This is a genomic window from Modestobacter versicolor, from assembly GCF_041028285.1.
Lineage (GTDB): Bacteria > Actinomycetota > Actinomycetes > Mycobacteriales > Geodermatophilaceae > Modestobacter > Modestobacter versicolor_A.
On record NZ_JABGDB010000001.1, the window covers coordinates 696,522 to 723,178 of the forward strand.

Sequence of the window (26,657 nt, forward strand, 5' to 3'; positions counted from 1 at the left end):
CGTCAGGGCAAGGGCAGCGGCCGGCCCAGGGCGTCGGCGACGGCGGCCGGGTCGCGCACCCAGACGGTGAACGCCTTCTCGGTGAGCCCGTCGAGGTCCAGGTGCCGCACGCTCAGCAGCCGCCGGCCCGGCCACCAGCCGCCGCGGCTGCGCGCCTTCGGCCAGCCGGCCGGCGGGCGCCCCTCGACGACCTCGGCCACCAGCACCAGCGGGACGACGCGGAAGGACGACGTCTGCCGCAGCCCGGCGATGTCGCTGGACACGGCGTGGTCGCTGATCGTGAACCGCGCGGTCGCCCCGAGGACGACGACCAGGCCAAGCCCGATGGCCAGCGGCAGCTCGCCGGTCACCGCAGCGCGGCCGTCGCGCCAGCCGAGGAACGCCAGCCAGGCGACGACGGCCAGCACGGTCGCCGCGACCACCCAGGGCCGCGCCGGGTCGTACTGCCAGTAGCGCAGCGGCCGCGGCGTCACCGTGACGTACCGCTTGGGGCCGCGGGCGGCGAAGTAGCCGTAGCTGGTGACCTGGTTGACGTGCCGCTCGCGGTCGACCGCCGCGCGGACGACCAGCGGCTCACCGTTCTCGCGTCGGGACCGGGGAGGCATGCCGCCATCGTCCCAGGTGCCGCGGGCCGGTCCGGCGGTGCTGTCGGTGCCGGGTGGGAGACTGGACGGCGTGACCACTCCCGATCAGCCGTCGTACCGCAGCGGCTTCGCTGCCCTGGTCGGGCGCCCCAACGCCGGCAAGACCACCCTGACCAACGCGATGGTCGGCGAGAAGGTCGGCATCGTCAGCAACCGGCCGCAGACCACCCGGCACGCCATCCGCGGGGTGGTGCACCGCCCGGCCGGGCAGCTCGTGCTCGTCGACACCCCCGGGCTGCACAAGCCGAAGAGCCTGCTCGGCCAGCGGCTCAACGACGTCGTCCGGGACACGCTGAGCGACGTCGACGTCATCGTGTTCTGCATCCCCGCCGACCAGCCGGTGGGCGCCGGTGACGCGTTCATCGCCCGGCAGCTGAAGGCGGTCTCCACCCCGGTCGTCGTGGTGGTCACCAAGACCGACGCGGCGAGCAAGAAGGCGATCACCGAGCAGCTGGTGGCCGCCAGCGGGCTGGTCGAGGCGCGCGAGGTCGTGCCGGTCAGCGCGGTGTCCGGCGACCAGGTCGGTCTGCTCGAGGAGCTGCTGATCGGGATGCTGCCCGAGGGGCCGCCGATGTACCCCGACGAGCAGACCACCGACGAGGACGTCGAGCGGCAGATCGCCGAGCTGGTGCGGGAGGCGGCGCTGGAGAAGGTCCGCCAGGAGGTGCCGCACTCGCTGGCGGTCACCGTCGAGGAGATCAACCGCAAGCCCGACCCGCGCGACCCCGCGGCCGTCTTCACCGAGGTGCACGCACTGCTGCACGTCGAGCGGGCCAGCCAGAAGCCGATGCTGCTGGGCAAGGGCGGTGCGACGATCAAGGCGATCGGCAGCGAGGCCCGGGTCGGGCTGGAGACGCTGCTGGGCGGCCGGGTGCACCTGGCCCTGCACGTGACGGTGCTCGGCGAGTGGCAGGACGACCCGAAGAAGCTGCACCGGCTTGGCTACTGAGGTGGCGGGTCGGTGAGCACCACACCGCAGTCCCTGTACCGGGACGAGGGCATCGTGCTGCGCACCCAGAAGCTCGGCGAGGCCGATCGGATCATCACCGTGCTCACCCGCCGCACCGGCAAGGTGCGGGCGGTGGCGAAGGGCGTGCGGCGCACCAAGAGCAAGTTCGGCGCCCGGCTCGAGCCGTTCAGCCACGTCGACCTGCAGCTGTACACCGGCCGCAACCTCGACATCGTCAGCCAGGCCGAGTCGATCCGGCCCTACGGCAACGAGATCGTCGGCGACTACCGGGCCTACACGGCCGGCACCGCGGTGCTGGAGACGGCCGACCGGCTGACGGCGGAGGAGAAGGAGCCGTCGCTGCGGATGTTCCTGCTCGTCGTCGGCGCGCTGCGCACCCTGGCCGAGGGCGAGAAGCCGGCGCCGCTGGTGCTCGACGCGTTCCTGCTGCGGGCGATGTCGGTGGCCGGCTGGGAGCCGGCGCTGGGCGACTGCGCCCGCTGCGGCGAGGCCGGTCCGCACCGGCACTTCTCCGTGCCGGCCGGGGGCACGGTCTGCCCGTCCTGCCGGCCCACCGGTTCGGCGATGCCGAGCCCGGTCACCGTGGAACTGATGGAGGCGCTGTTGTCCGGCGACTGGACCCGGGCCGTGGCCAGCCAGGGGATCAACCGGCGGGAGGGCAGCGGCCTGGTCGCGGCCCTGCTGCAGTGGCACCTGGAGCGCGGCCTGCGGTCGCTGCCGCTGGTGGACCGCACGTGAGCAGACACGCCAGGCGCGAGGTGCGGGCGCCGTCCCCGCACCCCTCGGGTGCCCGGCCGCCGGAGCTGCCGGTGGACAAGGTGCCGCACCACGTGGCGATCGTGATGGACGGCAACGGCCGCTGGGCCTCTTCTCGCGGGCTGCCGCGCACCGCCGGGCACGAGGCGGGGGAGGCCTCGCTGTTCGACTGCGTCGAGGGGGCCATCGAGCTGGGCATCGGGGCCATCAGCGCCTACGCGTTCTCCACCGAGAACTGGCGGCGCAGCCCCGACGAGGTCCGCTTCCTGATGGGCTTCAACCGCGACGTGATCCGCCGCCGGCGCGACGAGATGCACGAGCTCGGGGTCCGGGTGCGCTGGGCCGGGCGCCGTCCGAGGCTCTGGCGCAGCGTCATCAAGGAGCTCGAGGTCGCCGAGGAGCTGACCCGGGACAACGACGTGCTGACCCTGACGATGTGCGTCAACTACGGCGGCCGGGCCGAGATCGCCGACGCCGCAGCCGCCATCGCCCGCGAGGTGGCCGCCGGCCGGCTGGACCCGGCGAAGGTCGACGAGAAGACCGTCGCCCGGTTCCTCGACGAGCCGGACATGCCCGACGTCGACCTGTTCGTCCGCAGCTCGGGGGAGAACCGGACCAGCAACTTCCTGCTCTGGCAGTCCGCCTACGCCGAGCTGGTCTTCCTGGACACGCTGTGGCCGGACTTCGACCGCCGGCACCTGTGGCAGGCCGTCGAGGAGTACGCCAGCCGGCAGCGCCGCTTCGGCTCGGCCTGAGGGCGCCGGTGTTCGCCGTCACCCGGTTGCGGGTCCCTGCCGACGACGTCCCCGCCGTCACCGCGGCGGTCGGGGTGCTGCTCGACGCGCTCGCCGCCCGCCCCGGCTTCCGCACCGGTGAGCTCGGCCGGGCCGCCGACGACCCGGAGCTGCTCGCGCTGTGCACCATCTGGGACGGCGTGGGCGCCTACCGCCGGGCGCTGTCGGCCGCCGAGGTGAAGATCGCCGGGGCGCCCGTGTGGCTGCACGCCCTCGACGAGCCCGGCGTCTACCTCACCGACTGACTCACACCCACGGCACCGAGCTCGGCTGGCCGACCAGCAGCTCGTAGCGGACGTCGAGCACGAAGCCGTGGCCGTCGCCGCCGGTCACGTGCACCTCGTGCGGGCCCGGCGGCAGCGCGGGGACGAGCTTCCACAGCCCGGACGTCGTCATGGGCACCGGCTTCGTGCGCCCGGTCATCGGGTTGAGCCGGGCGCCGGAGACCAGGAACGGCACCGGCGTGGCAATCCAGTCGGGCTCCGCCGGGACGCCGTCCACCGCGATCGAGCCGTGCGCGCCGGGCATCGGCTCCGGCGGTCCGGCCGGCTTCTTCTCGAAGGTGCAGAACGCCGGCACGAACAGGTCGCGACCGGCCGGCACCACGCACCGGCGGGTCAGCCGCTCGCCGTAGGACCCGGCCAGGAAGAACACGTCGGTCGGCTGGTTGGCCGCGGCGTTCTCGCCGGTCTCGTCGGCGATCGGGTTCAGGTCGACCCGGGCGGCGGCGACCCACTGCACCCAGCGCGCGGCCAGGCCCTCGGGTGAGCTCGGGTGGAAGGGCAGCGGCGCGACCTCGGCGGGCCGGCGGGTCAGGAACGGCATGCCGGGATCCTCACCTCGCCGGGGCGGCCACCCGGGCCCGGCACGCTGTGCGGATCCGCCGACGTCGACGCGCACAGCTGTGCGATGTCGACCACCGGTCAGGGCAGCTCGAAGCGGGACACCAGCCCGCGCAGCTCGTCGGTGATCGACGACAGCGCGGCCGCCGTCTCGCGGGTCGACTCGGTGGAGCGGGCCGTGGAGCGCGCCGCCTCGGTCACCGAGCGCACGTCGGAGCGGACGCCGTCGGTGCCGCTGGCGGCCTCGGCGACGTTGCGGCTCATCTCCGCGGTTGTCGCGCTCTGCTCCTCCACCGCCGAGGCGATGGTCTGCTGGAAGTCGTTCACCTGGGCCACGACGGCCGCGATCTCGGCGATGGACGACGCGGCGCCGGCGGTGTCGGCCTGGATCGCCTCGACCCGCCGGACGATGTCCTCGGTGGCCCGCTGGGTCTCGGCCGCGAGCTCCTTGACCTCACCGGCGACGACGGCGAAGCCCTTTCCCGCCTCCCCGGCCCGGGCCGCCTCGATGGTGGCGTTGAGCGCGAGCAGGTTGGTCTGCTCGGCGATCGAGGTGATGACGCCGACGACGTCCCCGATCTGCCGGGAGCTCTCCCCGAGCCGGGCGACGACCGCGGTGGTCTCCTCCGCGGCGGTCACCGCCGAGGCGCCGACCCGGGCGGCCTCGGAGGTGGAGTGCGCGATCTCCCGGATCGAGGCGCCCAGCTCCTCGGCGCCGGCGGCGACGGTGGCCACGTTGCCGCTGACCGCCTCCGTGGCCTCGCTGGCGGTGGTGGCCACCGCCGTGCCGCGGGCGGCGTCCCGGGCCACGTCGTCGGCGAGCCCGCGGAGCTGGTCGGAGGCCCCGGAGAGGTCGCCGGTCCGGTCCCGGAGCGCGCCGAGCGCACCGCCCATGTTCTCCAGCGACCGGTTCACCGCGCCGGCCAGCGTGCGCAGCTCGTCGGTGCCCGACTCCGGCAGCCGGGGCCGCAGGTCGCCGTCGGCGACCAGCTCCAGCGCCTCGACGGCGCGGTCCAGCGGCCGGGTCAGCGCCCGGGCGACGAACAGCGCGATCACCGCGACGACGGCCGCGACGACGACGGCCACCAGCAGCACCGCCTTCAGCAGCGCTGACGCGGGCGCGACGGCGTCGGACAGGTCCTCGCTGAGCACCACGCCCCAGCCGTAGCCGGCGAACCCGAGCGCGCCCTGCGACGCCGACCAGCCGCGCACCTTCTCCACGTCGTCCCCGGTCCCGTCGGCGAGCTCGTCGGAGCCGTGCCCGGAGGCGCCGCCGGTCAGCGCGGTGGCCGCGGGGGAGCCGGCGCCGGCCAGGTCGAGCTGCTCGTCGGCGCCCGGCCCGACCAGGACGACGCCGTCGCTGCGCAGCATCTGGGCGGTGACGTCCAGGCCGCGGCCGGCCAGCCCGGCGACCTGCTCGTCCATGATCTGGCCGACCACCCGGGGCACCGAGGCCCAGTTGACCCACAGCCGCTGGGCGCTTCCGTCGGGGCCGTAGACCGGGGCGGCGAACACCAGGGTGGCGTCGTCCCGGCCGGTGGCGGCGCTGACCAGCGGGTCGACCTGCGGGTCCTGCACGTACGTCTGGCCGGCCGGCAGCGCGAGCGCCTGCCGGAACCACGGGTAGGCCGACAGGTCCGCGCCGGCGTAGCTGGCGGTGGCGACGGCCGCGCCGTCCCCGGTCACGCTGTTGCCGCCGACGACCCGGCCGGTGGCGTCGACGACGAGCAGCAGGTCGTAGATGACGTAGTTGCGGCTGTAGAAGTCCGCCGCGCGGGCCACCGTGGCCGGGTCGGCCGCGGCGTCGGGGTTGAAGGCGAAGGCCTGCACGTCGCCGTAGCGCTCGAAGAGGTTCCGGTCGATCTTGTCGATCGTGGAGCGCGCCTCGCTCTGCAGCAGCTCACCGGAGTTGGTGACCCAGTCGCCCTCGCTGCGCTGCCAGGCGAAGACGCCGAGGCCGGCGAGCGGGACGGTGGAGCAGGCGAGGACCACCAGCACGAGCAGCACGCGCAGCGAGCGCAACCGCAGGACGGTGGTGAGGCGGTGGCCGGTCATCGTCGGACCTCTCGGGACGACACCCCGCACGGTTCCGGGTCGTGGGCGCGGGTCTGCGCCTGGTTCATCGGCAGTCGGCGACTGTCCCGTGAGCCGAAAGCGAGCTGACCTGGACTTTCAGGCGGAGAACCGGTCGGTCCCGATCCGTTCGACTCGGCCGGGCGGCTGCGACTCGACGGCCAGGACGGCGTAAGGACGCCGGTCGCCCTCCCCGGCCCGGTGCACCCGCTCGACCTCCGCGAAGCCGGCCGCGGTCAGCCGGCGGGCGAGCTCGTCGGCCGGCCACCGGTGCGCCTCGACGACGCGGTGGGCGAAGGGTTCGCAGGTGGGGCCGTCGAAGAACCCGAGCACCAGCGCGCCGCCGGGGGCCAGGACCCGGCGCAGCCCGGCGAGGACGTCGTCCAGCCGGTCGGGGTGGAGGTGGATGAGGGAGAACCAGGCCAGCACGCCGGCCACCGAGCCGTCCGCGCGGTCCAGCTCGGTGAGCGATCCGACCTCGAACGGCACGTCCGGGTGCGACCGCCGGGCGTGCGCGACGAACTCGGGCACCAGGTCGATGCCCGTGACGTCGGCACCCGCGCCGGCCAGGAAGCCGCTGAGGTGCCCGGGCCCGCAGCCGAGGTCGAGCACCGGACCGGTCAGCCGGCCCAGGTGGGCGTCGATCAGCCGCAGGTCGTCCGGGTGCACGCTCGCCACGGACCCGAACAGCTCGATGTACCGGTCCGCCAGGGCGGCGTAGGCCCGCCCGACCGGCTGGTCCGTCGGGTGCTCGGCCGTCATGGCGGCGGACCCTACGCAGCCGGTGGCCGGTGGCCGGTGGCCGGTGGCCGGTGGTGCAGTCAGACCTGGCCGGTCTCCTCGCGCAGTTCCTCCGCCCGGCGCTCGAACTGGGTGGCTGCGGTGCCCAGCACCTGCTCCACGCCCCCGGTCCGTTCCGCTGCCCGGGCCACCTCGATCTCCAGCTCGGCGAGCCCGCGGTCCAGGTCGGCGGTGTAGGCCGACCACGCGGCCGCGTCGGCAGCCTGGCAGTCCTGGTGCAGTCGCCGCAGCCGGTCGCGCAGCGGGGCGAGGACGCCGCGGACCGTGGTGGCGTGCGCGGGGTGGTCGCGGCAGAGGGCAGCGGTCGCCCGGGCCAGCTGCTGGTCGACGACCGCGGGGCGGGAGGCGGTCGTGCCGGGTGCGGAGGCGGTCACGAGAGCACGGTAGGGACGCCGTGGCGCCGCGCTCCACCGGCGCCCGGTGAACACCCGGTGTCAGGTCGGGGAGGAGGGCCGACTGGAGCTTCGCCCCTGACGACTACCGTCATGGGGTCACTCGCCGACCGCCAGCCGGATGGAGCCCCCGTGCCCAGCGACACCGCCCCTGCCCGCACCGCCGACCCCGCTCGCCTCGAGAAGGTGGTCAACCTCTGCAAGCGCCGGGGGTTCGTCTTCCCCTCCGGTGAGATCTACGGCGGCACCCGTTCGGCCTGGGACTACGGCCCGCTCGGCGTCGAGCTCAAGGACAACATCAAGAAGCAGTGGTGGCGCACCGTCGTCCAGGGCCGGGACGACGTCGTCGGCCTGGACTCCTCGGTGATCCTGCCCCGCCAGGTGTGGGTCGCGTCCGGCCACGTCGGGGTCTTCACCGACCCGCTGACGGAGTGCCAGAACTGCCACAAGCGGTTCCGCGCGGACCACCTCGAAGAGGAGTTCGAGGAGAAGAAGGGCCGCGCCCCGGAGAACGGGCTGGCCGACATCACCTGCCCGAACTGCGGCGTCAAGGGCCAGTGGACCGAGCCCCGCGACTTCAACATGATGCTGAAGACCCACCTCGGCCCGATCGAGGACGAGTCCGGCCTGCACTACCTGCGCCCGGAGACCGCGCAGGGCATCTTCGTCAGCTTCGCCAACGTGATGGGTGCGGCCCGGAAGAAGCCGCCGTTCGGCATCGGCCAGATCGGCAAGTCCTTCCGCAACGAGATCACCCCGGGCAACTTCATCTTCCGCACCCGCGAGTTCGAGCAGATGGAGATGGAGTTCTTCGTCCAGCCCGGCACGGACGAGGAGTGGCACCAGTACTGGATCGACGAGCGCACCCGCTGGTACACCGACCTGGGCATCTCGGCGGACAACCTGCGGCACTACGAGCACCCGAAGGAGAAGCTGTCCCACTACTCGACGCGCACCGTCGACATCGAGTACCGGTTCGGCTTCCAGGGCTCGGAGTGGGGTGAGCTGGAGGGCATCGCCAACCGCACCGACTTCGACCTGAAGACGCACTCGGAGCACTCCGGCACTGACCTGTCCTACTTCGACCAGGCCACCAACGAGCGCTGGACGCCGTACGTCATCGAGCCGGCGGCCGGCCTGACCCGCTCGCTGATGGCGTTCCTCGTGGAGGCCTACACCGAGGACGAGGCGCCGAACGCCAAGGGCGGCGTGGACACCCGCACGGTGCTCCGGCTGGACCACCGGCTCGCGCCGGTGAAGGCCGCCGTGCTGCCGCTGTCGCGGAACGCCGACCTCTCGCCCAAGGCCCGGGACCTCGCCGCCGCGCTGCGCAAGAACTGGAACGTCGACTTCGACGACGCCGGTGCGATCGGCCGCCGCTACCGCCGCCAGGACGAGGTCGGCACGCCGTTCTGCCTCACCGTCGACTTCGACACCCTGGACGACGACGCGGTGACCGTGCGGGAGCGCGACAGCATGACGCAGGAGCGGGTCGCCCTGGACCAGGTCGTCTCCTACCTCGCCGCCCGCCTCCCCGGCTGCTGACCCCGGGGGTGCTGCTCCCGTCGTCCGGCGCGGGCGGTGGCGCCTGACAGGTGACCCGGCGGTGCTTGTGCTCTGCTCACCATGGTGAGCAGAGCACAAGCGCGCGAACACCCTGGTTGCCTGCTGAGGTTGCCCCCGGGTCGACCCGGGGGCCTCGCTCGGCCGTGAGCCCGGGCACACAGCGCGGGCACCTACCCTGGGGACCGTGACCAGCACCCTCGAGCGCGCGACGGCGCTGCCGCCGCTGCAGCTCGGCGGGCTCACCGTCGACCCGGCCGTCGTGCTCGCGCCGATGGCCGGCATCACCAACCCGGCGTTCCGCACGCTGTGCCGCGAGTTCGGTGCCGGCCTGTACGTCTGCGAGATGATCACCACCCGCGCGCTGGTCGAGCGGAACGTGAAGACGCTGCACATGGTCAAGGCCGCGCCGGGTGAGGCCGACGCGTTCTCCGTCCAGCTCTACGGCGTCGACCCGGCCACGGTCGGCCGCGCGGTGGAGATGCTGGTCGACGAGCAGGTCGCCGGCACCCGCCCGGCGCACATCGACCTCAACTTCGGCTGCCCGGTGCCCAAGGTGACCCGCAAAGGCGGCGGCTCGGCCCTGCCCTGGCGGCGGGTGCTGTTCGGCAACATCGTCCGCGCGGCGGTGCGTGCCGCCGGCGACGTCCCGGTGACGGTCAAGACCCGCATCGGGATCGACGCCGACCACGTCACCTACCTCGAGGCCGGCCGGATCGCCGAGGACGAGGGCGCCGCGGGGATCACCCTGCACGGGCGCACCGCCGACCAGCTCTACAGCGGCACCGCCGACTGGACGCACATCGCGCGGCTGGTGGAGACCGTCGACATCCCGGTGCTCGGCAACGGAGACCTGTGGGAGGCCGACGACGCGCTGCGGATGGTGGCCGAGACCGGCTGCGCCGGCGTCGTGGTCGGCCGCGGCTGCCTGGGCCGGCCGTGGCTGTTCGGCGACCTCGCCGCGGCCTTCGCCGGGTCGACCCAGCGCACGATGCCCAGCTTCCGCGAGGTCGCCGCGATCATGCACCGGCACGCCACCCTGCTGGCCGCCGACCACGGCGAGCAGCACGGCTGCGCCGACTTCCGCAAGCACGTCGCCTGGTACCTCAAGGGCTTCTCGGTCGGGTCCGAGGTGCGCCGGGCGCTGGCGATGGTCTCCGCGCTCGACGAGCTGGCCGAGCTGCTCGACCGGATCCCCGACCAGCCCTACCCGGAGGCGGTGCTCGGCGAGCCGCGCGGGCGCACCACCCCGCCGCGGCCGGTGGCACTGCCCGACGGCTGGCTGGCCGACCGGGACGACCCGCGCCCCCCTGCGGGCGCCGAGCTCCTGGTGGGTGGCGGATGAGCGCTCCGCAAGGTCCGTTCCTCTACGACGACGACCCGATGCCGCTGCACACCGGGGAGGCGCGCAACCGCAACGGGACGCTGATCGCGCTGCTCAGCGCCACGGTGCTGGTGGCGGTGTTGATGGTCGGCGGCATGGTGCTGTTCAAGGGCAGCGCGGGCGACCAGGCCGAGGAGGTCGCCGGGGTCTTCACCGCGGCGCTGGCGGCTGACGACATCGAGACGGCCTACGGCCTGATCTGCGACACCGAGCGAGCCCGGATCACCCCCGACGAGCTGGCCGACGAGTACCTGCTGCCCGGCACCCCGGAGGTCACCGGCTCCCGCGGCGAGCGGGTCGACGGCGAGCCGGTGCGGCACGTGCAGGTGCGCTGGGAGGGCGCCGGCGGCACCCGCACCAGCGAGCTCACCGTCGTCCCCGAGGGCGGCACCAAGGTGTGCGGCACCGCAGCTGAGGGCTGACCGGCCCGCCGTCCCCAGGGGGCACACCGGCGTCGGCAGGGCGTGGTACCCATGACGCGTGGGATCGTGGGCGGGGCGGCTGGTCGCCCGGGCGGTGGGGGCGGCGCTGACCGCGGTGCTGCTGCTCGTCGCGTCGACCGCACTGGCCATCTGGTGGACCGCGCGGCAGGACGCCCGCCCCGCCTCCGACGCGATCGTCGTCCTCGGGTCCGCGCAGTACAACGGCGTCCCGTCGTCGATCTTCGAGGCCCGGCTGGAACACGCGATGGAGCTGTTCGAGGAGGGCGTCGCCCCGGTGGTGGTCACCGTGGGCGGCCGCGCGGAGGGCGACGAGTTCAGCGAGGCGCAGGCGGGCCGGCAGTACCTGGCCGACGCCGGGATGCCCGACGACGCGCTGCTGGCCGTCGAGGAGGGCGTGGACACCCTGGAGAGCATGCGGGCGGTCGCGGCCGAGTTCGACGGCCGCGGCTGGTCGAGCGCCGTCCTGGTCACCGACCCGTGGCACGCGCTGCGCGCCGAGCGGATGGCCGAGGACTCCGGGCTGGAGGCGACCAGCTCGCCCACCCGGCAGGGGCCGGCCGTGCAGACCCGGGCCACCCAGTTCCGCTACATCCTGCGGGAGACCGCCGCGTACCTGCTCTACCGCGCGACCGGCGAGAGCGTCGCCGGCGCACCGGGCATCGGCTGAGGAAGGGCATCGTGCTGGAGCTGGGCAAGAACGGGTCGCACGACGTCGGGAAGGGCACCCTGCCGGTGCTCTCCGGGGACGCCGTGGTCGCCACCCTGCGCGCCTCGTCGTGGAAGGAGGCCGCCACCGCCGACGTCCAGGGCCGGTCGTGGGAGTTCCGCCGCGCCGGCAGCCGGGAGCTGACCGCCCGCTGGACGGTCGACCCGGAGGACGCCGTCCGGCTGCGGGCGCGGCAGCTGTCGATGTGGAAGGGCACCTGGGCGGTCGAGCTCGACGGCACCCCGGTGGAGGTCGTCAGCACCTCCTGGTGGAAGCACACCCACCGGTACACCGCGCAGGGCCGGACGCTGGCGGAGAGCGGCTCGACCGGCGGCTGGTCGCCGCGGCCGACGCTCGAGCCGGCGGCCGGGCTGTCGCTGGACCACGCCGTCTTCCTGCTCTGGTTCGAGCTGGTGCTCAGCCGGCGCAGCGCGGCCGCGGCGGCCGCCTGATGGCCGGGCGGGGCCGCATCCGGGCCGCGGACATCGCGCTGGTCCGCGAGCGGACGAAGATCGACGAGATCATCGGCGAGCACCTGCAGCTCAAGCGCGCCGGCGGCGGCAGCCTCAAGGGGCTGTGCCCGTTCCACGACGAGAAGTCGCCGTCCTTCCAGGTCACGCCTTCGCGCGGGCTCTACCATTGTTTTGGTTGTGGGGTAGGCGGCGACGTCATCCGCTTCATCCAGGAGATCGACCACCTGTCGTTCTCCGAGGCCGTCGAGCTGCTCGCCGGCCGGGCCGGGGTGGACCTCAAGTACGAGGACGACGGCGGCCGCGCCACCGCCGGTCCCGACCGGGCGCACGCCGGCCAGCGGGCCCGGCTGGTCGCCGCCAACAGCGCGGCCGCCGACTTCTACGCCGCCCAGCTGATGACGCCGGACGCCGCCCCGGCCCGCACGTTCCTCGCCGAGCGCGGCTTCGACCGGCAGGTGGCACTGGACTTCAACTGCGGCTACGCCCCGGGTGGCTGGGACACCCTCACCCGGCACCTGCGCGGGCTCGGCTACACCCAGGAGGAGCTGGTCACCGGCGGGCTGGCCAAGGAGTCCTCCCGCGGCACGCTCATCGACCGGTTCCACCGCCGGCTGATCTGGCCGATCCGCGACCTCACCGGCGACGTCATCGGCTTCGGCGCCCGCAAGCTGATGGACGACGACCCGGGCCCGAAGTACCTCAACACCCCCGAGACGCCGCTGTACAAGAAGAGCTCGGTCCTCTACGGCGTCGAGCGGGCCAAGCGGGACATCGCCCGCAACCACCAGGCCGTCGTCGTCGAGGGCTACACCGACGTGATGGCCTGCCACGTCGCCGGCGTCACCACCGCGGTCGCCTCCTGCGGTACTGCGTTCGGCCCCGAGCACATCAACGTGCTGCGCCGGCTGCTGATGGACCAGGACGAGTTCCGCGGGGAGGTCGTCTACACCTTCGACGGCGACGCGGCCGGTCAGGCGGCGGCGATGAAGTCGTTCAAGGAGGACCAGCGCTTCGTCGCGCAGACCTTCGTGGCGGTCGAGCAGGAGGGCCGCGACCCGTGCGAGCTGCGCCAGGCGCACGGCGACGCCGCCGTCCGTGACCTGATCGCCCGGCGGACGCCGCTGATCGAGTTCGTGCTGCGGACGACGCTGGAGGGCTACGACCTGGACACGGTCGAGGGCCGGGTCGCCGCGCTGGACAAGACGGCACCGCTGCTCGCCCAGATCAAGGACCACGCGCTGCGGCCGGCCTACGCCCGCCGGCTGGCCGGCCTGCTCGGGCTGCCCGACGAGACCGAGGTCGTCGCCCGGGTGCGCCAGCTGGCCGGTGGGGACGGCGGGGCGGAGCGGCCGCGATCCCGGCCGCGGATGCCGCAGCGCTCACCGGACGACGCCGCGATCGAGGTGGAGCGGGAGGCGGTGAAGGCGGCGCTGCAGTGCCCGGAGATCGCCGGGCCGCAGTTCGACGCGGTCGAGCCGAGCGCCTACACGCACCCGGACTACGCGGCGGTGGCTGCTGCGGTGGCGGCGGCCGGGGGAGCGGCGGCGGCCACGGACAGCGGGCCGGCGTGGCTGGACGAGGTGTCGGCGCACTGCGACCGGGAGTCGGCGAAGGCGATGCTCACCGCGCTGGCGGTCGAGCCGCTGCACGCGGTGGGGGAGAACGACCCGCTGTACGTCAACGCGCTGATGGCCCGGCTGCACGAGATGGCCACGGTGCGCGAGATCGCCGCGCTCAAGGGCAAGCTGCAGCGCACCAACCCGGTTGAGGCGCAGGACGAGTACATGCGCTCGTTCAAGAAGCTGATGGACCTCGAGCAGCTGGCGATCTCGCTGCGCAAGCGCGCCGCCGGCGGCCTGACGCCGTGAACCTCGTCGAGCGGGTGCGGGCCCGGTTCGCCCGGCCGCCGGAGCCGGTGCGGGCCGCGCTGGCTGCGGACCCCGACGAGCGGGTGCTCGCGTGGGGGGAGCGGGTCGACGGCGACTGGACGGTCGCGACGTCGCGCGGGCTGCGCGTCGTCCCGGCCGACGCGACCGACCCGGCCGAGCTGCCGCTGCTGCCGTGGCACGAGATCGCCACCGCCCGGTGGGCCGCCGCCGGTAGCGGCGGGACGTTCACCGTGGTGCCGCTGACCGAGGTGGAGCCCGGCGTGCAGGCGCGGCTGGCGCCGCAGCGGCACGTGCTGCGGGACGCCGGCGACCTGCCGCCGGCGCTGCGCGACCGGGTCGACCGCACGGTCGTGACCAGCCAGCGGCACCCGCTGCCCACCGGGGGAGCGGTGCTGCTGGTGGCGCGCCGGGTGCCGGGTCAGGCGGCCCGGGAGTGGACCGTGGTGTTCGACGAGGACGCCGACCGGGAGGACCCGGCCGCGCGGCAGGTGGCCCGGGAGCGGCTGGCGGCCGCCGTCGACGCCGACGACCCCAGCCACTGACCGGTCAGCGGCTGGTGCCGGTCTCGCTGCCGAGGCGGGTCTTGACCGAGCTGACGGCGGCGTCGGCACGGGCCTGGGCCAGGCCGGCGGCGCTCTGCAGACGCGGGTCGTCCTTGGCGTGGTTGTAGGCGCGACGGATCTGCTCGTAGCGCTCGCGCCCGGCCTTGGCGCCGAGGACGTAGCCAGCGCCGAAGCCGGCGATGAAGGACAGCTTGGCCACGAGGGACCTCCTGGGTTCGGACGGAGAGGCGAACGCTACCGGCCGGTCTCGGATCCGACGCGCCGAGAGCCCCCTCCTGGACGACCCGGCGGGGTGAGGTAGCCTTGACGACGCACGGGCCACGGCTCGTCGGTCCCTCGTAGCTCAATTGGCAGAGCATGCGACTGTTAATCGCAGGGTTATAGGTTCAAGTCCTATCGAGGGAGCAAGCCAAGGCCCTGACCAGCTTCAATGCCGGTCGGGGCCTCTTCTTTTGCTGCGCCGAGTCGGCGATCCCCCGGTAACCCCCCGCTTTGCTCGCCGTTAGCTGCCCAGCGTCAGCAGCTCGGCCGCACGGTCGGAAATCGTGCGACGGCTCATGTAGACGTCCTGGGTCATGCTCGCGTGCTTGTGCCCGAGGTGGTTGGCGATCTCCCGGGCCGACAAGCCCGCCAGGTCCAGTGTGGTGGCGACGGTGTGCCGGAAGGTGTGGGCGGTCGCCCACGGGTACCCGGCGGCGGTCAGCATTTCGCTGACGTCGCCGCAGGTGTTGCTGGTGTCGCGCAGGTGGCCCCGTGCAGAGGTGAACACGACGTCCCAGTCGTTGCGTGGCGCGTTCACCTGCCTGGACATGAGCCTGGCCACCAGGTCGGCGGGCAGCTTGATCGTGCGCGTGCTGGTGTCGGTCTTGCCGTCGTCCTGCACGTGGAGTCCCTTGCCCTTCTCCCGCACGACCACCGGACCGAGCTTGGCGGTCCCTTGGGCCAGGTCCAGAGCTGACCAGCGCAGCCCACACGCCTCACCGATACGTGCACCCGTACCCGCAAGGAAGGCCAGCAGGTCGGCCAGGTCGCGCCGTTGGGCGACCTTGTCGCTCGCGGCGTAGGCCAATACCGCCTCCTGCTCCTTCAGGGTGAACGTTCGCTCGGTGTCCCGGGTGCCCTTCCTCGTGGTCCGCACGGAGATGGGACCAGCCGATCGGACGGGGTTGAGGGCGATGGCATCGTGCTTAGTGGCCATGTCCAGCACACCCCGCAGAACGGTCCGGGTCATCTTGGCCGCACCGGGGCCGCTGGTCTTTGCGATCTCGGTTAGTGCCCGCTCGACACCCCCGGCGGTCACCTCCCGAACGGTCAGGTTGGCCAGGGAGGCAGGGGCCTTCTCGGTACCGATCACATGCAGGTTGCACGTGGAGGCGTAGACCTGCCTGGTGTTCACCGCGCGGTCGGAGTCAGCCAACTCGGCCAGCCACACCCGTGCGGCGTCCTTCACCTTCGTGGTCGGCTTGACGGCGGCGTGCGCCGGGGCCGGCTGGACGCGCTCGCGCAGCTTGTCGGTCAGTGCTCGGCGTGCTGCCGCCTCCGTCTTCGCCCAGCTCTCGACGTCCCGCACCTTGCCGTCCAGGTCGCGAACCTTGGCCCGTGCCCGCCATGTGTCGGCCTTCCGGGAACCCTTGGGGAGGCTGCGAGCCTTGCCGTCCTCGTCGTACTTGTGAGGAGTGGTGGCGATGTTGCCCCACTCGCCCACCTTCATCATCGGTCGCGCCACCGGTCGTCCTCTCGCCTCAGCTAGTGCGCGGGTGGGGGGTCCTCCCCGCGCTCGTGACCAGCGTAGCGGTGATAAAGGGGGATAGCTACTTGGTTAATCAACCCCGGTGGGAGTGCCTCCCGCCCCGGAACGTCCGGCCCTGTCGTCCCCACTGATGCGGTCCACAGTCACCCCGGGCGTCCCCGGGTGGCCGTGCTCGTGACCGTGCCCAGGGGGCAACCGGGAGGGTGGGGGGTTGACCCCTTCCGCCCTTACACGGGGACCGTTCCGTGATAGCAGGCGCCGAGTTGCCCGGGTTAGAAGGCCGCCGAAACCAAGCTCGCCTGCACTCCGTTGACACCGCCGCTACTGCGAGGACGCGCGTCGATGGCGACGGAGCCGCCAGTGGAGGGCTCCCAGCGGTCTGCTCCTGAACGACACGGTGACGAGGAATGCGGCAGCGTGCCGCCTACATGGGTGTGGGACCGAACTGCATCGCGTCTAGAGCGTTCTCAGTCGCTGTGGCCAACTGAGCAATTCTTCGCGCCACGGGCGATGCGTTGATAGTGCAGCGAAGACTCAAATCGCTTGCACCAACGTTTTCGTGAACGATCCGCCACCCGGCCGAAGACAGGCGGGCGGATAGCGTCTGCGCGTTCCTGCGCACGAATTTCGTCAAGCCCGTTCGCTGTTCGACGCCTGTGCGATTCCATTCGACCGACAGTTTGATCAGGTCACCCACCTCATCCGCCTGGAGAGCCAGGCTAAGTCCGGTGGGCGACGACTTCTTGGCCGTCAAGGTGTCGGCTTCCCAGGAATACCCCCCAAAGGCCCGAAGACCTGTAGCCAGTTCCTCGGTGATCAGCTCTGCCGATGCAACCGTTCGAGGGTCGTCGTTAGCGGCTCGAAGCCTTCCAATCTCACCGGCAATTTGCGACAGATCCCAACGGTCCGACTGGTGCTCTGCTGTGGCCGCGAGTACGAGTCGTGTGAAGCGGGCGGGGAGTGACTTCCACGTCACACCTGTTAACGACGACACTCCAGCCGCAACACGCTGCGGGTAGTCGGCGCGCTGCTGTTCGTTCAGCACGGGATCAACTCCGCTGCAAAGGAAGTTGAGTGTTGTGCCGATGCCGAAAGCGTCTACGGCGGCGCTACGAGTTGAGGCACCGGCCTGATGCGTCACCTGTTCCGGTGCCAAATAGCCCATGGCTGTCGAGTAGACGACCGACTTCTCGCTAGCCCCCCGATGCCAGGATAGGTCGAAGTCCAGCACGACAACGTGCCAGGTGTCGTCTGTGTAGTAGCCAGAGAGCATTACGTTGGCAGGGCGGAGGTCGCGATGCAGGATCCGATCCGGAAGAGCGTGGGCGCTTGATATCACAGCCACCAACTCCTGCGCTACGCGCAGAAGTGTCGGCCAATCATCGATATATCCGCTCTGCTTTGCCTGAAGCAGATTGGGGCCGTCCACCCAATCCATCACGACGAACGCGGGTATCTCGGACGCCTCCTTATAGAGGACCATCCCCTGCAAGCGGTGTTCCCCAATGATGCGCATAGACTGCACTCCGCGTCGGAAACTCTGGAGGAGCCCCATATCCCTGCGAATCTCCTCCAGGAGGACCTTCACGGCGACGGTGTTTCCGTCCGGGTCCGTGGCTCGATAGACCCGCCCGAAGGCACCCCGTGCGATCTGCTCGTGCAGCGTGTAGCCCAGTAAGTCGTTGTGACCTTGCCGGTCACTCGTGTACCAAGCCCGGTATATGGGCTCATCGAAATCACGGGAGAAGGATTCGTAAGCGGACCAGGCCGAAGCTCCTCCTGGAGCGAGGATCTCCGAGGCCCGGGCGTTCAGGTAGGAGCGAAGCTCGGGTGCGCCCCAGTTGATCAAACTTTCGGGTTGAAGGTCACCTGAATCTGTCGAGGCTGTTGACGCGCTTTGTTGGCCTAGTGAGACTGGCGGGAATTGTGTCGCTTCTGGTGCGGGCACCGCCGCCAGGAGTGAATTAAAGAATTGGGACATGGGGCCTTCGTGCCCGGTCTCGTCCTTCGTGTAGCGGACGATCTGAATTCCCAGGCTTTGCGCCCAATCGTCCGTCGCCGAGTCGGTCCGGTTTGTCACCCAGAAATGCGGGGGGTGGCTAACGTTGAGGCTCTTGAGCTTCTGTAGGTGACGACTGATCGCTACATCGTCAGCGCCGACACCAATAAAGACGTTGGTGAAGGTACCAAAACAACTCTGCATGAGGGCCAGGTAGGCGTCATCTTTCTGCAATTTTCCGAGTTCATCGTTGGTGAAGACCCACGACGCCGCATCTTCACTTATTCCATGCAGATTGGCAACGAAGGGTTGGCGGCCATGCAGAAGGCCGGGAAGCCTTGCGAGTTTCAAACCCTCAAATTCCAGCAGGGCGTCGCCGGGGTGCTCTTCGGAGAAGGCTCGCGTGGCTAGTCGATCGATGTTTAGATTCAGTACACCCGCAACGTTTAGCCGCCAGATGTATCGATATGTATTGGGGATCTGACAGGAAACGGCACTCCCGAGAGCCCTGCGGATCACCGACTCATAGGACGCCTGGCCCATCACAACTTTGAGCCGCTGAAACGCGACCCATGGGTCCTTTTCCGACGAGATGCTTTCGATCCTTTGGGACCTCGCCGATGCTTCCCTTGGGTCGAACGTAGCTGCGTTACTGTAGGCGGCTTCCATTAGGCGCTGCCGAAGTTGAGACCAAACAGGTAGGCCTGCGCTGGCGCTAAGTCCCGCGCCAGTCCAGACGAGGATGGGGGCGGTCCTCTCCGCAACAATCTCTTTGAGCGCCACATGGCTGTCTTGTGCTTCGTTGAAAGTCATCGTCCGCGCTCTCCCCCGTTGGCAATGTTTCGGAACATAGTCGGCCGCACCGCATGGTGTCCAGGCGGTCGCGACATGTCGGTTGAGTGGCAGGCTAGGACCAGGGTGGGGGATGACCCGCGACCCCTGTAGGAAGACCCGCTCCGTGATAGCAGGTAGACACGGGGACTGCCCCCGGTTCGGTTGACTCCTCACCTGTGAGGCTGCGGCCTCGCTGGAAGGATGAGCATCGTGCCCAAGCCGTATCCGGCGGAGTTCCGTCGTGACGTGATCGCGGTGGCCCGCAAGAGCGAGGCGTCGGTCGCCCAGGTGGCCAAGGACTTCGGGATCTCGGAGACCTGTCTGCAGCGCTGGCTGAAGATCGCCGACCGCGAGGACGGACTCGCGCCGGCCGCCTCCGGTGACCGCGGTGGCGGGCCGAAGGACGCCGATGTCGAGCTGCGGGAGCTACGCCGGCGCAACAAGCTGCTCGAGCAGGAGAACGAGATCCTGCGCCGGGCGACGGCCTACTTCGCCCGCGACGTCCTCCCAAAATGATGTATCCGCTGGTCCGTGAACTCGCCGCCGACGACATCCCCGTCGCGGTGACCTGCCGGGTGCTGGGCTTCTCCAAGCAGGCCTTCTACAAGTGGCAGGCCGACCCCGTCAGTCAGCGGGACTGGGATGACGCGCACCTGATCAACGCCGCGGTCGACATCCACCACGACGATCCCGCCTTCGGCTACCGGTTCATCGCCGACCAGATCCACGAACGCGGACTCACCGCCGGTGAGAACCGGGTCGCCCGACTGTGCTCCCAGCAGCGGATCTGGTCGGTGTTCGCCAAGAAGCGCGGCCTGAACCGCAAGGCCGGCCCGCCGGTGCACGACGACCTGGTCGACCGCCAGTTCACCGCCACGGCGCCCAATGCGGTCTGGCTGACCGACATCACCGAGCACCCGACCGCCGAGGGCAAGCTCTACCTCTGCGCGATCAAGGACCTGCACTCCGGGCGGATCGTCGGCTACTCGATGGACGCCCGGATGACCGCCGCCCTGGCGGTGACCGCACTGCGCAACGCCATCGCCCTGCGGGGGCCGGCCGGCACGATCGTGCACTCCGATCGCGGCAGCCAGTTCCGCTCCACCGCCTTCGTCACCACGCTCAAGAGCCCATGGCCTGACCGGCTCGATGGGCCGGGTCGGTGCCTGCGGCGACAACGCCGCGATGGAGTCCTTCTTCGCTCTGCTGCAGCGCAACGTCTTGGACAGGCAGCGCTGGGCCACCCGCGAGGACCTGCGGCTGGCGATCATCACCTGGATCGAAAGGACCTACCACCGGCGCCGCCGGCAACGCCGCCTGGGACGACTCACACCCATCGAATTCGAGACACTGACCCAGGCCGCTCACGCGGCCTGACCGCCCCTACCAACTCGAGTCAACCGAAGTGGGGGCAGTCCCCCGCGATTGACGTGCCGAGTGACTGCCGGTGCCCGCAAGCGGCCCACTAGGGGACACCAGGGTGGAGGACCGGGCGGCGAGCGGTTGGCGGAGTCAGTCGTCCGTGCCGTGGACCTTGTTCCAATCGGCGATGTGTCTGCCGCGCTTGTCGAGGCGTCGGTTGTGCTCCTCGATCTCGTCCGGGTGGTCGAGACTCGCGGTTCGAAGCGCACGGACGCAGCGGTTCCAGTAGAACGGGTGCCAGTTGGCACTCTTGGGGTTGCGGGAGAACGTGATCCAGAGGCCAGGTCGTTCACCGTTCGCGTCGGTGAAGGTGGGGTCGCCTGTGACGAGGTGGATCTCGTCAGGCTGGTCCGGAAACCAGAGAACTTCGAAGGGGCCTGGTGCAGGCATCCGGGATGAGGTCGTGGGCATTGAAGATGCCGCCTCTCTTGGGCCGCGTCGACCCGTTGTGCCTTGCTCCCCGCCGGGTGGCTGGAGCGCGTACGACGTTAGATCGACCAGTGCGTGTTGTCACGGAATCGGCGCTACACGCCTGTGGACGCGGGGAGCCGGGCCAGGTTGGCGTACTGGGCTCTGTGGTGTCCTGGGTCCGGCGGGAGTGGTACGCGACCCGTCGGCTCTTGCCGGTGCCGCCGTTTATGGTCGACGTCTCGGCGGTGCGGTGCTTGGCTGGCAGGCGCGCCGGTCGTATTGGAGGCCGACGAGTTGTGCACGGAGCCGACATGGCAGTGGCTCGGACAGCGCTGGGCGTGTCGTGGAAGAAGAACCAGGCATCACCCGGGACGGTGGACAGTTGGGCCGGTGCACCAAGCGGCCTGGGCCCTCGCTGCTTGAAGCAGGCCGCCGAGCGGCGACGGGAAAGGAAGCAGGAGGAATGCGACACGAACCGAGCAGTGGCATCGAGGACCTCAGTCTGAACTATCGGGTCACGTGGAAGCCCATAGACGGAAGTGGGGAGGTTCGCGAGAGAGTTTTTACCAGCAGGGATCAGGAATGGGACTTCTATCAAGACATGAAGAAGTCGGCGCACGCCTACGGGGCGACCTGGGAACACATCCCTGCCCAGTGAAGGTGAGCAGGAGGCGGCCGGGGCGCGCGGCTTCACTAGAACCGGACCGTCAGCCGCACTCCTCAGTTGCCGGCGGACCGGAGTTTCTCGACGACTTTGGTCTTGATGCGACCGCGAAAGCACGCCAGTCGATGGGTGCTGGTGGCGGCACTGGGTGCTTGCAACCGGATTGGGATGCGAAGCGGGTTCTCGTGCGCGGACGGGAGATCCGGACCTCCGTCTCCTCAGCGGTCGCCGCGCCGCGCCGCGGCCACCTTGGTTTCCCACCATCGGTCGCACTCCGCCTCGTCGTAGAGCACACGACGGCCGGCCTTGACCCCGGTGGGGCCGAGGCCGATGTGGCGCCAGTACCGGACGGTGGCCGGGCTGGTGCGAAATCGCGCTGCCACCTCCTCGGTGGTCAGCAGACGGATGGCCATGGCATCTCCTCGGTACGACGACGAGTGGAGCTGGTCGCTTCGAGTAGGCGCCGGCGTCGTGCGGTTGCTGCCAACAGCGTTGGGGTGACATTCAGCTGGCCGACGTCACCCCGGGCTGACTGGCACGTCACCCCGGCGTCGTGGTTAGTGCGGGCGGGATGCAGTACGGCTGCGGATGTAGAGCCGGCGGGTCATCGAGACGCCGACCGCGGCCAGGGCGACGGACAGCTCGTCCAAGTCCCGGTTGTAGATGCGGCCGGTATCAAGCTGGGTGACGAGTTCACCGAGCAGGCGAGGCCAGTCGTGGCAGGTCGGCGGGATGGGCACCGGGGTCTCCACGAGTCGCTCAACGATCCCCACCGCTGAGAGCCCGGACGAGGCCGCGCGTGCCTGCTCCCATGCGCGCTGCCGGCATGACGCCGAGCACCACCTGGGGAGCCGCCCCGTCGCTTTGACGGTGATCGGCCCACCGCGCCACCCGCATGTCGACGCGGCTCGCCGACGAGGCTGCGCTGTGGACTCGATTCCTCGGCCCGGATTTGCTCGCGGTTCATCGGACGGCGAAGTGTTCGGCCGCCGTACCTGCTGCCTCGTTGCTCGGCGCTGGGCCTACGACCGCCCTACTGCGCTGCGACGTCTGCTCATGCTGGCCACCATCCGGATCGATGTCCCAGCCGACGTCACCCCGACGCGTCACGACGGAACGGGAGGCCTGGGTGCAAGAGGTGTGAGGCACGCTGATCTTGATGTCTCCAGTGATGCTGGGGCGGCGAGGTTGCTCTGCTCACGCGGGTCACGAGCGATGCCTTGCTGGGGCCGGCAAACCCGCGGTTAAGTTGGCTAGCCGTCCTTTGCGCGTCAGGCGCGCGGCAGCGTCGAGCCCAGCATGGCGGCGCGTACGGGTCAGTTAACATTCGTGGCGATGCCGACACCGCAGCGCCGGTCCGACCCGGTCGGCCGTAGCACCGATGAGACGACCCCCGACTCTGCCGGCGCCGGGCCGACGAAGGCGCTCCAACATGACGGGACAGCGGTTCGCCCGAGTGGTCCCGGGATGTATCTTCACTGGGACGGTCGAAAGCACTATCGGACACGGATGCCCGCGCCACGCGTCCTGGAGCCGTCTGATCGCAACTCGTACGGGCGCGACAACGGTTCTCGAGTTATAGAGGGCGACAACCTACAGGTTATGGTCTTGCTCCGAAGCCAGCTTCGCTCGGGCGTCGATCTAGCTTACCTCGACCCGCCATTCAACACCGGACGCAATGACTTCCGACATTCCGATCGACGGTTTATTGTGCGCGGTGATGTTGACTCAAAGTGCGAGCGGACCACGGGGATTGACGGGTGGTCAGTCGTAGTTTCGCGAGCCGCCGGCCGGCCGCTCTCGGAGCATCTTGACGATTTGCACACCGCATCTTTCGCCCCTTCTTCAACCGTCCGTTTTGTAACGCCCCGCGACAAATGACTCAGCGAACCGCGCGGGATGACTGGTTCACGCAAGGCCTTTCCCAACTGCAGGGGGTCTTCGTGAGCGGGAGTGCCAGGTTCGCTGAACGGGTTGGTCTACAAAGGGCTCCGGTGCTGCGAGCGGCGGGGCATTGGCCAAGCGGGATGGTCCCGCCTAAGGGCGAGAAGGCGGCTAGTTGGCTACCGCCGTACTACCGAATTATGTCGCTGTTCTTGACATTCGAGGTTGATGCCGTCGAACCATTCGCATCGTTTGCCCCCAGTGGTGCCGAACTGAGCATCCTGGCCTGGGTCCGGCAGCATTTCAGTCCGATACCTGTCGCTCTCGTCGCGTATCCGGCGACTTACGACGATGGCGGTCTCTTTGCCACGCTCTGGATCGACGATCCGTCCGGGCTTCGGGGGTTCTTTTCGCCGCAGGCCTACGCGGACTTCCTCAACCGTGAGCGCGCGGGCGTGCCAGACGAAGAGCCCGCTAGCGTCAAGGAGGTCAACCGATCAATCAACGACCCCTTTCAGCGGTGGACACGCAGCCTGCTTACAAAACAGCTCTCGTTCAATGACTTAGATGTTGTTGTGACGGTTGGGCACACGATCGCTGTTGTCGAACTGAAACGAAGCAATCAGCGCCTGTGGGCGCCCTACGTTGACGATGTGCCCAACTTTGCCCTGTTGCGCTCGCTGAGCCGGGCCGTCCCGGACGTCTTCGATGTGCTCATTCAGTACAGCGAGCTTATCGAAACGAGTGTTGACGTACATCACGTACTGTCGTTCGACTGGGAAAGAATCGTCGGCTATGCCGTCCAACTTGTCGGTCCGAACGGGGAATCCGTCGTCGATACGGTAGCCAACTATCTCAGAACGCCTCCTCCACGAGCATACACATCTACAAATCGCCGACACCGATAGGATGGGGCAGGCTCGCATGTCACCTCACTGCGGCAGGCGCTCAGCTTCTCCGGCCCCTCCACCAAGTCGACCGCGAAGCGGATCGCCCGCTCACGCATGTCGTCGGGGTACTCCCTCGGTGCCGCCATGACTTCCATCCTCCGGGGGTTGAAAGCCTCCATCAATCCCGGGGTGGGACACTCTGCGGTGAACTCATCGAGAGCCCCCGCGCCCGTGGTGCGGGACATCGGCCCGCCTCGCCAAGCGCGCAGTTGACGTCATGTATACCCATGGAGTCATTCGGCTCCCGGGCTGTCGCCACGGGGTGCCGCGACGAACGCTGTCCACGCTGCGCGCTAGCGATCAGGGCGGCTGGGCCGCTCAGTACGGGCAAAGGCTCGGCTTGCCGGGTCAGGCGCAAGGCGGCGCACGTTGCGGGCCTCGGTATCGCCACGAGGCGCCCTCAGACATAGCCACGCTGTCAACCCTCAAGGATTTGAATCAATGACCGAGCCAGAGCGCGTAGACCTCGCCATCCCGAGCGAGGCCGAGCGCCGGATCGAGGCCCTGCGGGATCTGCTGCCGGAGGCTTTTTCAGAGGGTGTGCCCGACCTTGCCCGAATCGGCGAGATCCTCGGGATCGGGCCGGGGCCGGAAGAGCGTTACGGCCTGTCCTGGGCAGGTAAAGCGGACGCCCTGTCTGCACTGCGCACAGGCAGCAGTGCGACCCTTCGGCCGGATGAGGATGCGTCCATCGGCTTCGATCAAGCAAAGAACGTCCTGATTGAGGGGGACAACCTCGAAGTCCTCCGACTCTTGCAGCGCGGCTACAACGACAAGATCAACCTGATCTACATCGACCCCCCGTACAACACCGGCAAAGACTTCGTCTACAGCGACGATTTCCGCGACGGTCTCGGCGCCTACCTCGAACTGACAGGCCAGGTCGCCGCGGACGGTACCCGTCTGAGCAGCAACAGCGAGACCTCCGGCAGGTATCACTCGGCATGGCTCACGTTCATGTATCCACGACTCGCCTTTGCTCGCAATCTCCTCGCGCAGGAAGGCGTGATTCTCGTGTCGATCGACGAGCACGAGGTTCACAACCTGCGTCTGCTCATGGACGAGGTGTTCGGCGCAGAGAACTTCATCGCCGAGTTGGTCTGGGAGAAGACCCGCAAGAACGACGCCACCTTTTTCTCCGTCGGTCACGAGTACATGCTCGTGTGGGGTCGCAACAAGGAGTTCCTCAAGAACAGCGGCCCAAAGTGGCGTGAGGAGCGTCCAGGGGCGCGAGAAATCCTCGACAAGGTGGCGGTACTCCGCGCTGCCCACGGCGGCGACGACGCCACCGTGCAAGTCGAACTGCGAGCATGGTTCGCAAGCCTTCCCAAGACGCATCCCTCGAAAGCGCTCAGTCGCTACAAGAACATCGACGAACACGGGCCCTGGCGTGACCGTGACATCTCCTGGCCCGGGGGCGGCGGACCGCGCTATGACGTCATCCATCCGACCACTGGCGAGCCGTGCGAGGTGCCGCCCGACGGCTGGCGCTTCGCGAGCCCGGAAACTATGGCGGAGCAGATCAGTCTCGGGTTGGTCGAGTTCCGCGAAGATCACACCAAGCCGCCATTCCGGAAGGCATACCTGATTCCTCGCCCCGATGAGTCTGAGGTTCTGCTGGAAGACGACGTCGCTGACCAGAGCGACGAGGATGATGACCAGTTGGTCGGCCTGCAGGTCATGCCGAGCGTCCTGTCGAAGCAGGCGCAGGTCGCCGCCAAGCACCTGCGTGCCCTCATGGGCGCCAAGGTCTTCGAGAGCCCGAAGGATCACGAAGTTCTGGCCCGGCTGATCAACTACTGCACTCGTGGCAACAAGTCTGCCGTCGTGCTCGACTTCTTCGCAGGCAGTGGAAGCACCGGCGAAGCCGTCCTCTCTTTGAACGCGACTGATGGCGGCGATCGTCGGTTCATCGGTGTCCAGTGGCCCGAGCAGACGCCGGAGAAGAGCGTGGCCCGCCGCGAGGGATACGAGACGGTCTTCGACGTGTGCTTGGAGCGAATCCGCCGTGTCATCACCGGCACCGAAGACGCCAGTGGTCTGCGCGTTCTCCGGCTGAGGCGAAGCAACTTCAAGGTCTGGGATCCGGCGAGCGCGCCCGCGGACGGCGACGGACTTGCGCTGCACCTCAACTTGTTCGCCGACAGCCTGGCCGACGACGCCACGGATGACGGCATCCTCATCGAGGTTCTTCTCAAGGAGGGCATCTCCTTGAACGCGCCGCTCACGCGGCACGAAATCGCGGGCGAGCAGGTCGTCAAGGTTGCGAAGGCAGCCCTCACGGTCTGCCTTGCCCGCAAGGTCGCCGATGACCTTGTCTCCGGGCTGATCGCCCTCGGCTCCCCGCGCGTCGTGATGCTGGAGACCGCCTTCGCCGGAGATGACGCGGTCAAGAGCAACGCCTTCTACCGACTGCGAGACGCCTCCATCACTCTCAGGACGGTCTGACC

24 protein-coding genes, 1 tRNA gene and 1 pseudogene are annotated in these 26,657 nt (G+C 69.7%); 15 read left to right on the forward strand and 11 right to left on the reverse strand.

Features of this window, described 5'->3' with window-relative positions; translation table 11 throughout:
- Positions 1 to 2: 2 nt before the first annotated feature.
- A complete protein-coding gene (locus HL054_RS03565; protein WP_369137349.1) occupies positions 3 to 605 on the reverse strand; it encodes a hypothetical protein in 603 nt (200 codons plus the stop codon).
- 70 nt (positions 606 to 675) lie between these two features.
- Between HL054_RS03565 and era the strand changes: the two genes are divergently transcribed.
- From era to HL054_RS03585, 4 genes are read left to right on the forward strand one after another with little or no spacing between them, the layout of a single operon-like run.
- Positions 676 to 1,593 (forward strand): GTPase Era, encoded by a 918-nt coding sequence (era, locus tag HL054_RS03570; protein ID WP_369137350.1) that lies wholly within the window; start codon positions 676 to 678, stop codon positions 1,591 to 1,593.
- A 12-nt stretch (positions 1,594 to 1,605) separates the two neighbouring features.
- Positions 1,606 to 2,352, forward strand: coding sequence for a DNA repair protein RecO (recO, locus tag HL054_RS03575; protein ID WP_369137351.1), 747 nt, complete (start codon positions 1,606 to 1,608; stop codon positions 2,350 to 2,352).
- Positions 2,349 to 3,125, forward strand: coding sequence for an isoprenyl transferase (locus tag HL054_RS03580; RefSeq protein ID WP_369137352.1), 777 nt, complete (start codon positions 2,349 to 2,351; stop codon positions 3,123 to 3,125). The genes recO and HL054_RS03580 overlap by 4 nt, the downstream gene beginning before the upstream one ends.
- A gap of 8 nt (positions 3,126 to 3,133) precedes the next feature.
- Entirely contained in the window at positions 3,134 to 3,409 is a 276-nt protein-coding gene (locus tag HL054_RS03585) for an antibiotic biosynthesis monooxygenase family protein (protein ID WP_369137353.1), read from the forward strand.
- Position 3,410: 1 nt separating this feature from the next.
- On the opposite strand, the gene HL054_RS03590 is transcribed toward HL054_RS03585, so the two are convergent.
- From HL054_RS03590 to HL054_RS03605, 4 genes are all read right to left on the reverse strand, one after another.
- Positions 3,411 to 3,989 carry a hypothetical protein gene (locus HL054_RS03590; protein ID WP_369137355.1) on the reverse strand — a complete coding sequence of 193 codons (579 nt, stop codon included), beginning with the start codon at positions 3,987 to 3,989 and terminating at the stop codon, positions 3,411 to 3,413.
- A 98-nt stretch (positions 3,990 to 4,087) separates the two neighbouring features.
- Positions 4,088 to 6,061 (reverse strand): methyl-accepting chemotaxis protein, encoded by a 1,974-nt coding sequence (locus HL054_RS03595; protein WP_369137357.1) that lies wholly within the window; start codon positions 6,059 to 6,061, stop codon positions 4,088 to 4,090.
- Positions 6,062 to 6,178: 117 nt separating this feature from the next.
- Positions 6,179 to 6,841, reverse strand: a complete 663-nt coding sequence (locus HL054_RS03600) for a class I SAM-dependent DNA methyltransferase (protein WP_369137359.1) — start codon at positions 6,839 to 6,841, stop codon at positions 6,179 to 6,181.
- Between the two features lie 59 nt (positions 6,842 to 6,900).
- Entirely contained in the window at positions 6,901 to 7,254 is a 354-nt protein-coding gene (locus tag HL054_RS03605) for a hypothetical protein (protein WP_369137361.1), read from the reverse strand.
- A gap of 150 nt (positions 7,255 to 7,404) precedes the next feature.
- Here HL054_RS03605 and HL054_RS03610 point away from each other — a divergent pair, with 150 nt between their 5' ends.
- From HL054_RS03610 to HL054_RS03640, 7 genes are all read left to right on the forward strand, one after another.
- Entirely contained in the window at positions 7,405 to 8,817 is a 1,413-nt protein-coding gene (locus tag HL054_RS03610) for a glycine--tRNA ligase (RefSeq protein ID WP_369137363.1), read from the forward strand.
- 205 nt (positions 8,818 to 9,022) lie between these two features.
- A complete protein-coding gene (dusB, locus tag HL054_RS03615; protein ID WP_369137364.1) occupies positions 9,023 to 10,180 on the forward strand; it encodes a tRNA dihydrouridine synthase DusB in 1,158 nt (385 codons plus the stop codon).
- Positions 10,177 to 10,641 (forward strand): Rv0361 family membrane protein, encoded by a 465-nt coding sequence (locus tag HL054_RS03620; protein ID WP_369137366.1) that lies wholly within the window; start codon positions 10,177 to 10,179, stop codon positions 10,639 to 10,641. The genes dusB and HL054_RS03620 overlap by 4 nt, the downstream gene beginning before the upstream one ends.
- Positions 10,642 to 10,699: 58 nt before the next feature.
- Positions 10,700 to 11,329, forward strand: coding sequence for a YdcF family protein (locus HL054_RS03625; RefSeq protein WP_369137368.1), 630 nt, complete (start codon positions 10,700 to 10,702; stop codon positions 11,327 to 11,329).
- Between the two features lie 11 nt (positions 11,330 to 11,340).
- Complete coding sequence (locus tag HL054_RS03630) at positions 11,341 to 11,820, forward strand: hypothetical protein (RefSeq protein ID WP_369137370.1); 480 nt, start codon at positions 11,341 to 11,343, stop codon at positions 11,818 to 11,820.
- On the forward strand, positions 11,820 to 13,709 hold the full coding sequence (dnaG, locus tag HL054_RS03635) for a DNA primase (protein WP_369137372.1): 1,890 nt from the start codon (positions 11,820 to 11,822) through the stop codon (positions 13,707 to 13,709). Before HL054_RS03630 ends, dnaG begins: the two co-directional genes overlap by 1 nt.
- A complete protein-coding gene (locus HL054_RS03640) occupies positions 13,706 to 14,272 on the forward strand; it encodes a hypothetical protein (RefSeq protein ID WP_369137373.1) in 567 nt (188 codons plus the stop codon). Before dnaG ends, HL054_RS03640 begins: the two co-directional genes overlap by 4 nt.
- Positions 14,273 to 14,276: 4 nt before the next feature.
- On the opposite strand, the gene HL054_RS03645 is transcribed toward HL054_RS03640, so the two are convergent.
- Positions 14,277 to 14,492, reverse strand: a complete 216-nt coding sequence (locus HL054_RS03645) for a hypothetical protein (RefSeq protein WP_369137375.1) — start codon at positions 14,490 to 14,492, stop codon at positions 14,277 to 14,279.
- A 133-nt stretch (positions 14,493 to 14,625) separates the two neighbouring features.
- Between HL054_RS03645 and HL054_RS03650 the strand changes: the two genes are divergently transcribed.
- A tRNA-Asn gene (locus HL054_RS03650) sits at positions 14,626 to 14,698 on the forward strand.
- A 97-nt stretch (positions 14,699 to 14,795) separates the two neighbouring features.
- Here the strand turns inward: HL054_RS03650 and HL054_RS03655 are convergent.
- On the reverse strand, positions 14,796 to 16,019 hold the full coding sequence (locus HL054_RS03655) for a site-specific integrase (protein WP_369137376.1): 1,224 nt from the start codon (positions 16,017 to 16,019) through the stop codon (positions 14,796 to 14,798).
- Between the two features lie 448 nt (positions 16,020 to 16,467).
- Positions 16,468 to 18,855 (reverse strand): protein kinase domain-containing protein, encoded by a 2,388-nt coding sequence (locus HL054_RS03660; protein WP_369137378.1) that lies wholly within the window; start codon positions 18,853 to 18,855, stop codon positions 16,468 to 16,470.
- A gap of 231 nt (positions 18,856 to 19,086) precedes the next feature.
- Here HL054_RS03660 and HL054_RS03665 point away from each other — a divergent pair.
- Positions 19,087 to 20,253 (forward strand): annotated as a pseudogene (locus HL054_RS03665) (IS3 family transposase).
- A 135-nt stretch (positions 20,254 to 20,388) separates the two neighbouring features.
- On the opposite strand, the gene HL054_RS03670 reads toward HL054_RS03665, so the two are convergent.
- From HL054_RS03670 to HL054_RS03680, 3 genes are all read right to left on the reverse strand, one after another.
- The gene (locus HL054_RS03670; RefSeq protein WP_369137380.1) at positions 20,389 to 20,688 is read right to left on the reverse strand and encodes a hypothetical protein; all 300 of its coding nucleotides are present in this window, start codon (positions 20,686 to 20,688) and stop codon (positions 20,389 to 20,391) included.
- A gap of 903 nt (positions 20,689 to 21,591) precedes the next feature.
- Positions 21,592 to 21,786 (reverse strand): helix-turn-helix transcriptional regulator, encoded by a 195-nt coding sequence (locus HL054_RS03675; protein ID WP_369137382.1) that lies wholly within the window; start codon positions 21,784 to 21,786, stop codon positions 21,592 to 21,594.
- Between the two features lie 144 nt (positions 21,787 to 21,930).
- Positions 21,931 to 22,113, reverse strand: a complete 183-nt coding sequence (locus HL054_RS03680; protein WP_369137383.1) for a hypothetical protein — start codon at positions 22,111 to 22,113, stop codon at positions 21,931 to 21,933.
- Between the two features lie 1,344 nt (positions 22,114 to 23,457).
- On the opposite strand from HL054_RS03680, the gene HL054_RS03685 reads away from it, so the two are divergent.
- On the forward strand, positions 23,458 to 24,165 hold the full coding sequence (locus HL054_RS03685) for a hypothetical protein (RefSeq protein ID WP_369137385.1): 708 nt from the start codon (positions 23,458 to 23,460) through the stop codon (positions 24,163 to 24,165).
- 483 nt (positions 24,166 to 24,648) lie between these two features.
- On the forward strand, positions 24,649 to 26,655 hold the full coding sequence (locus HL054_RS03690; RefSeq protein WP_369137387.1) for a site-specific DNA-methyltransferase: 2,007 nt from the start codon (positions 24,649 to 24,651) through the stop codon (positions 26,653 to 26,655).
- Positions 26,656 to 26,657: the final 2 nt, after the last annotated feature.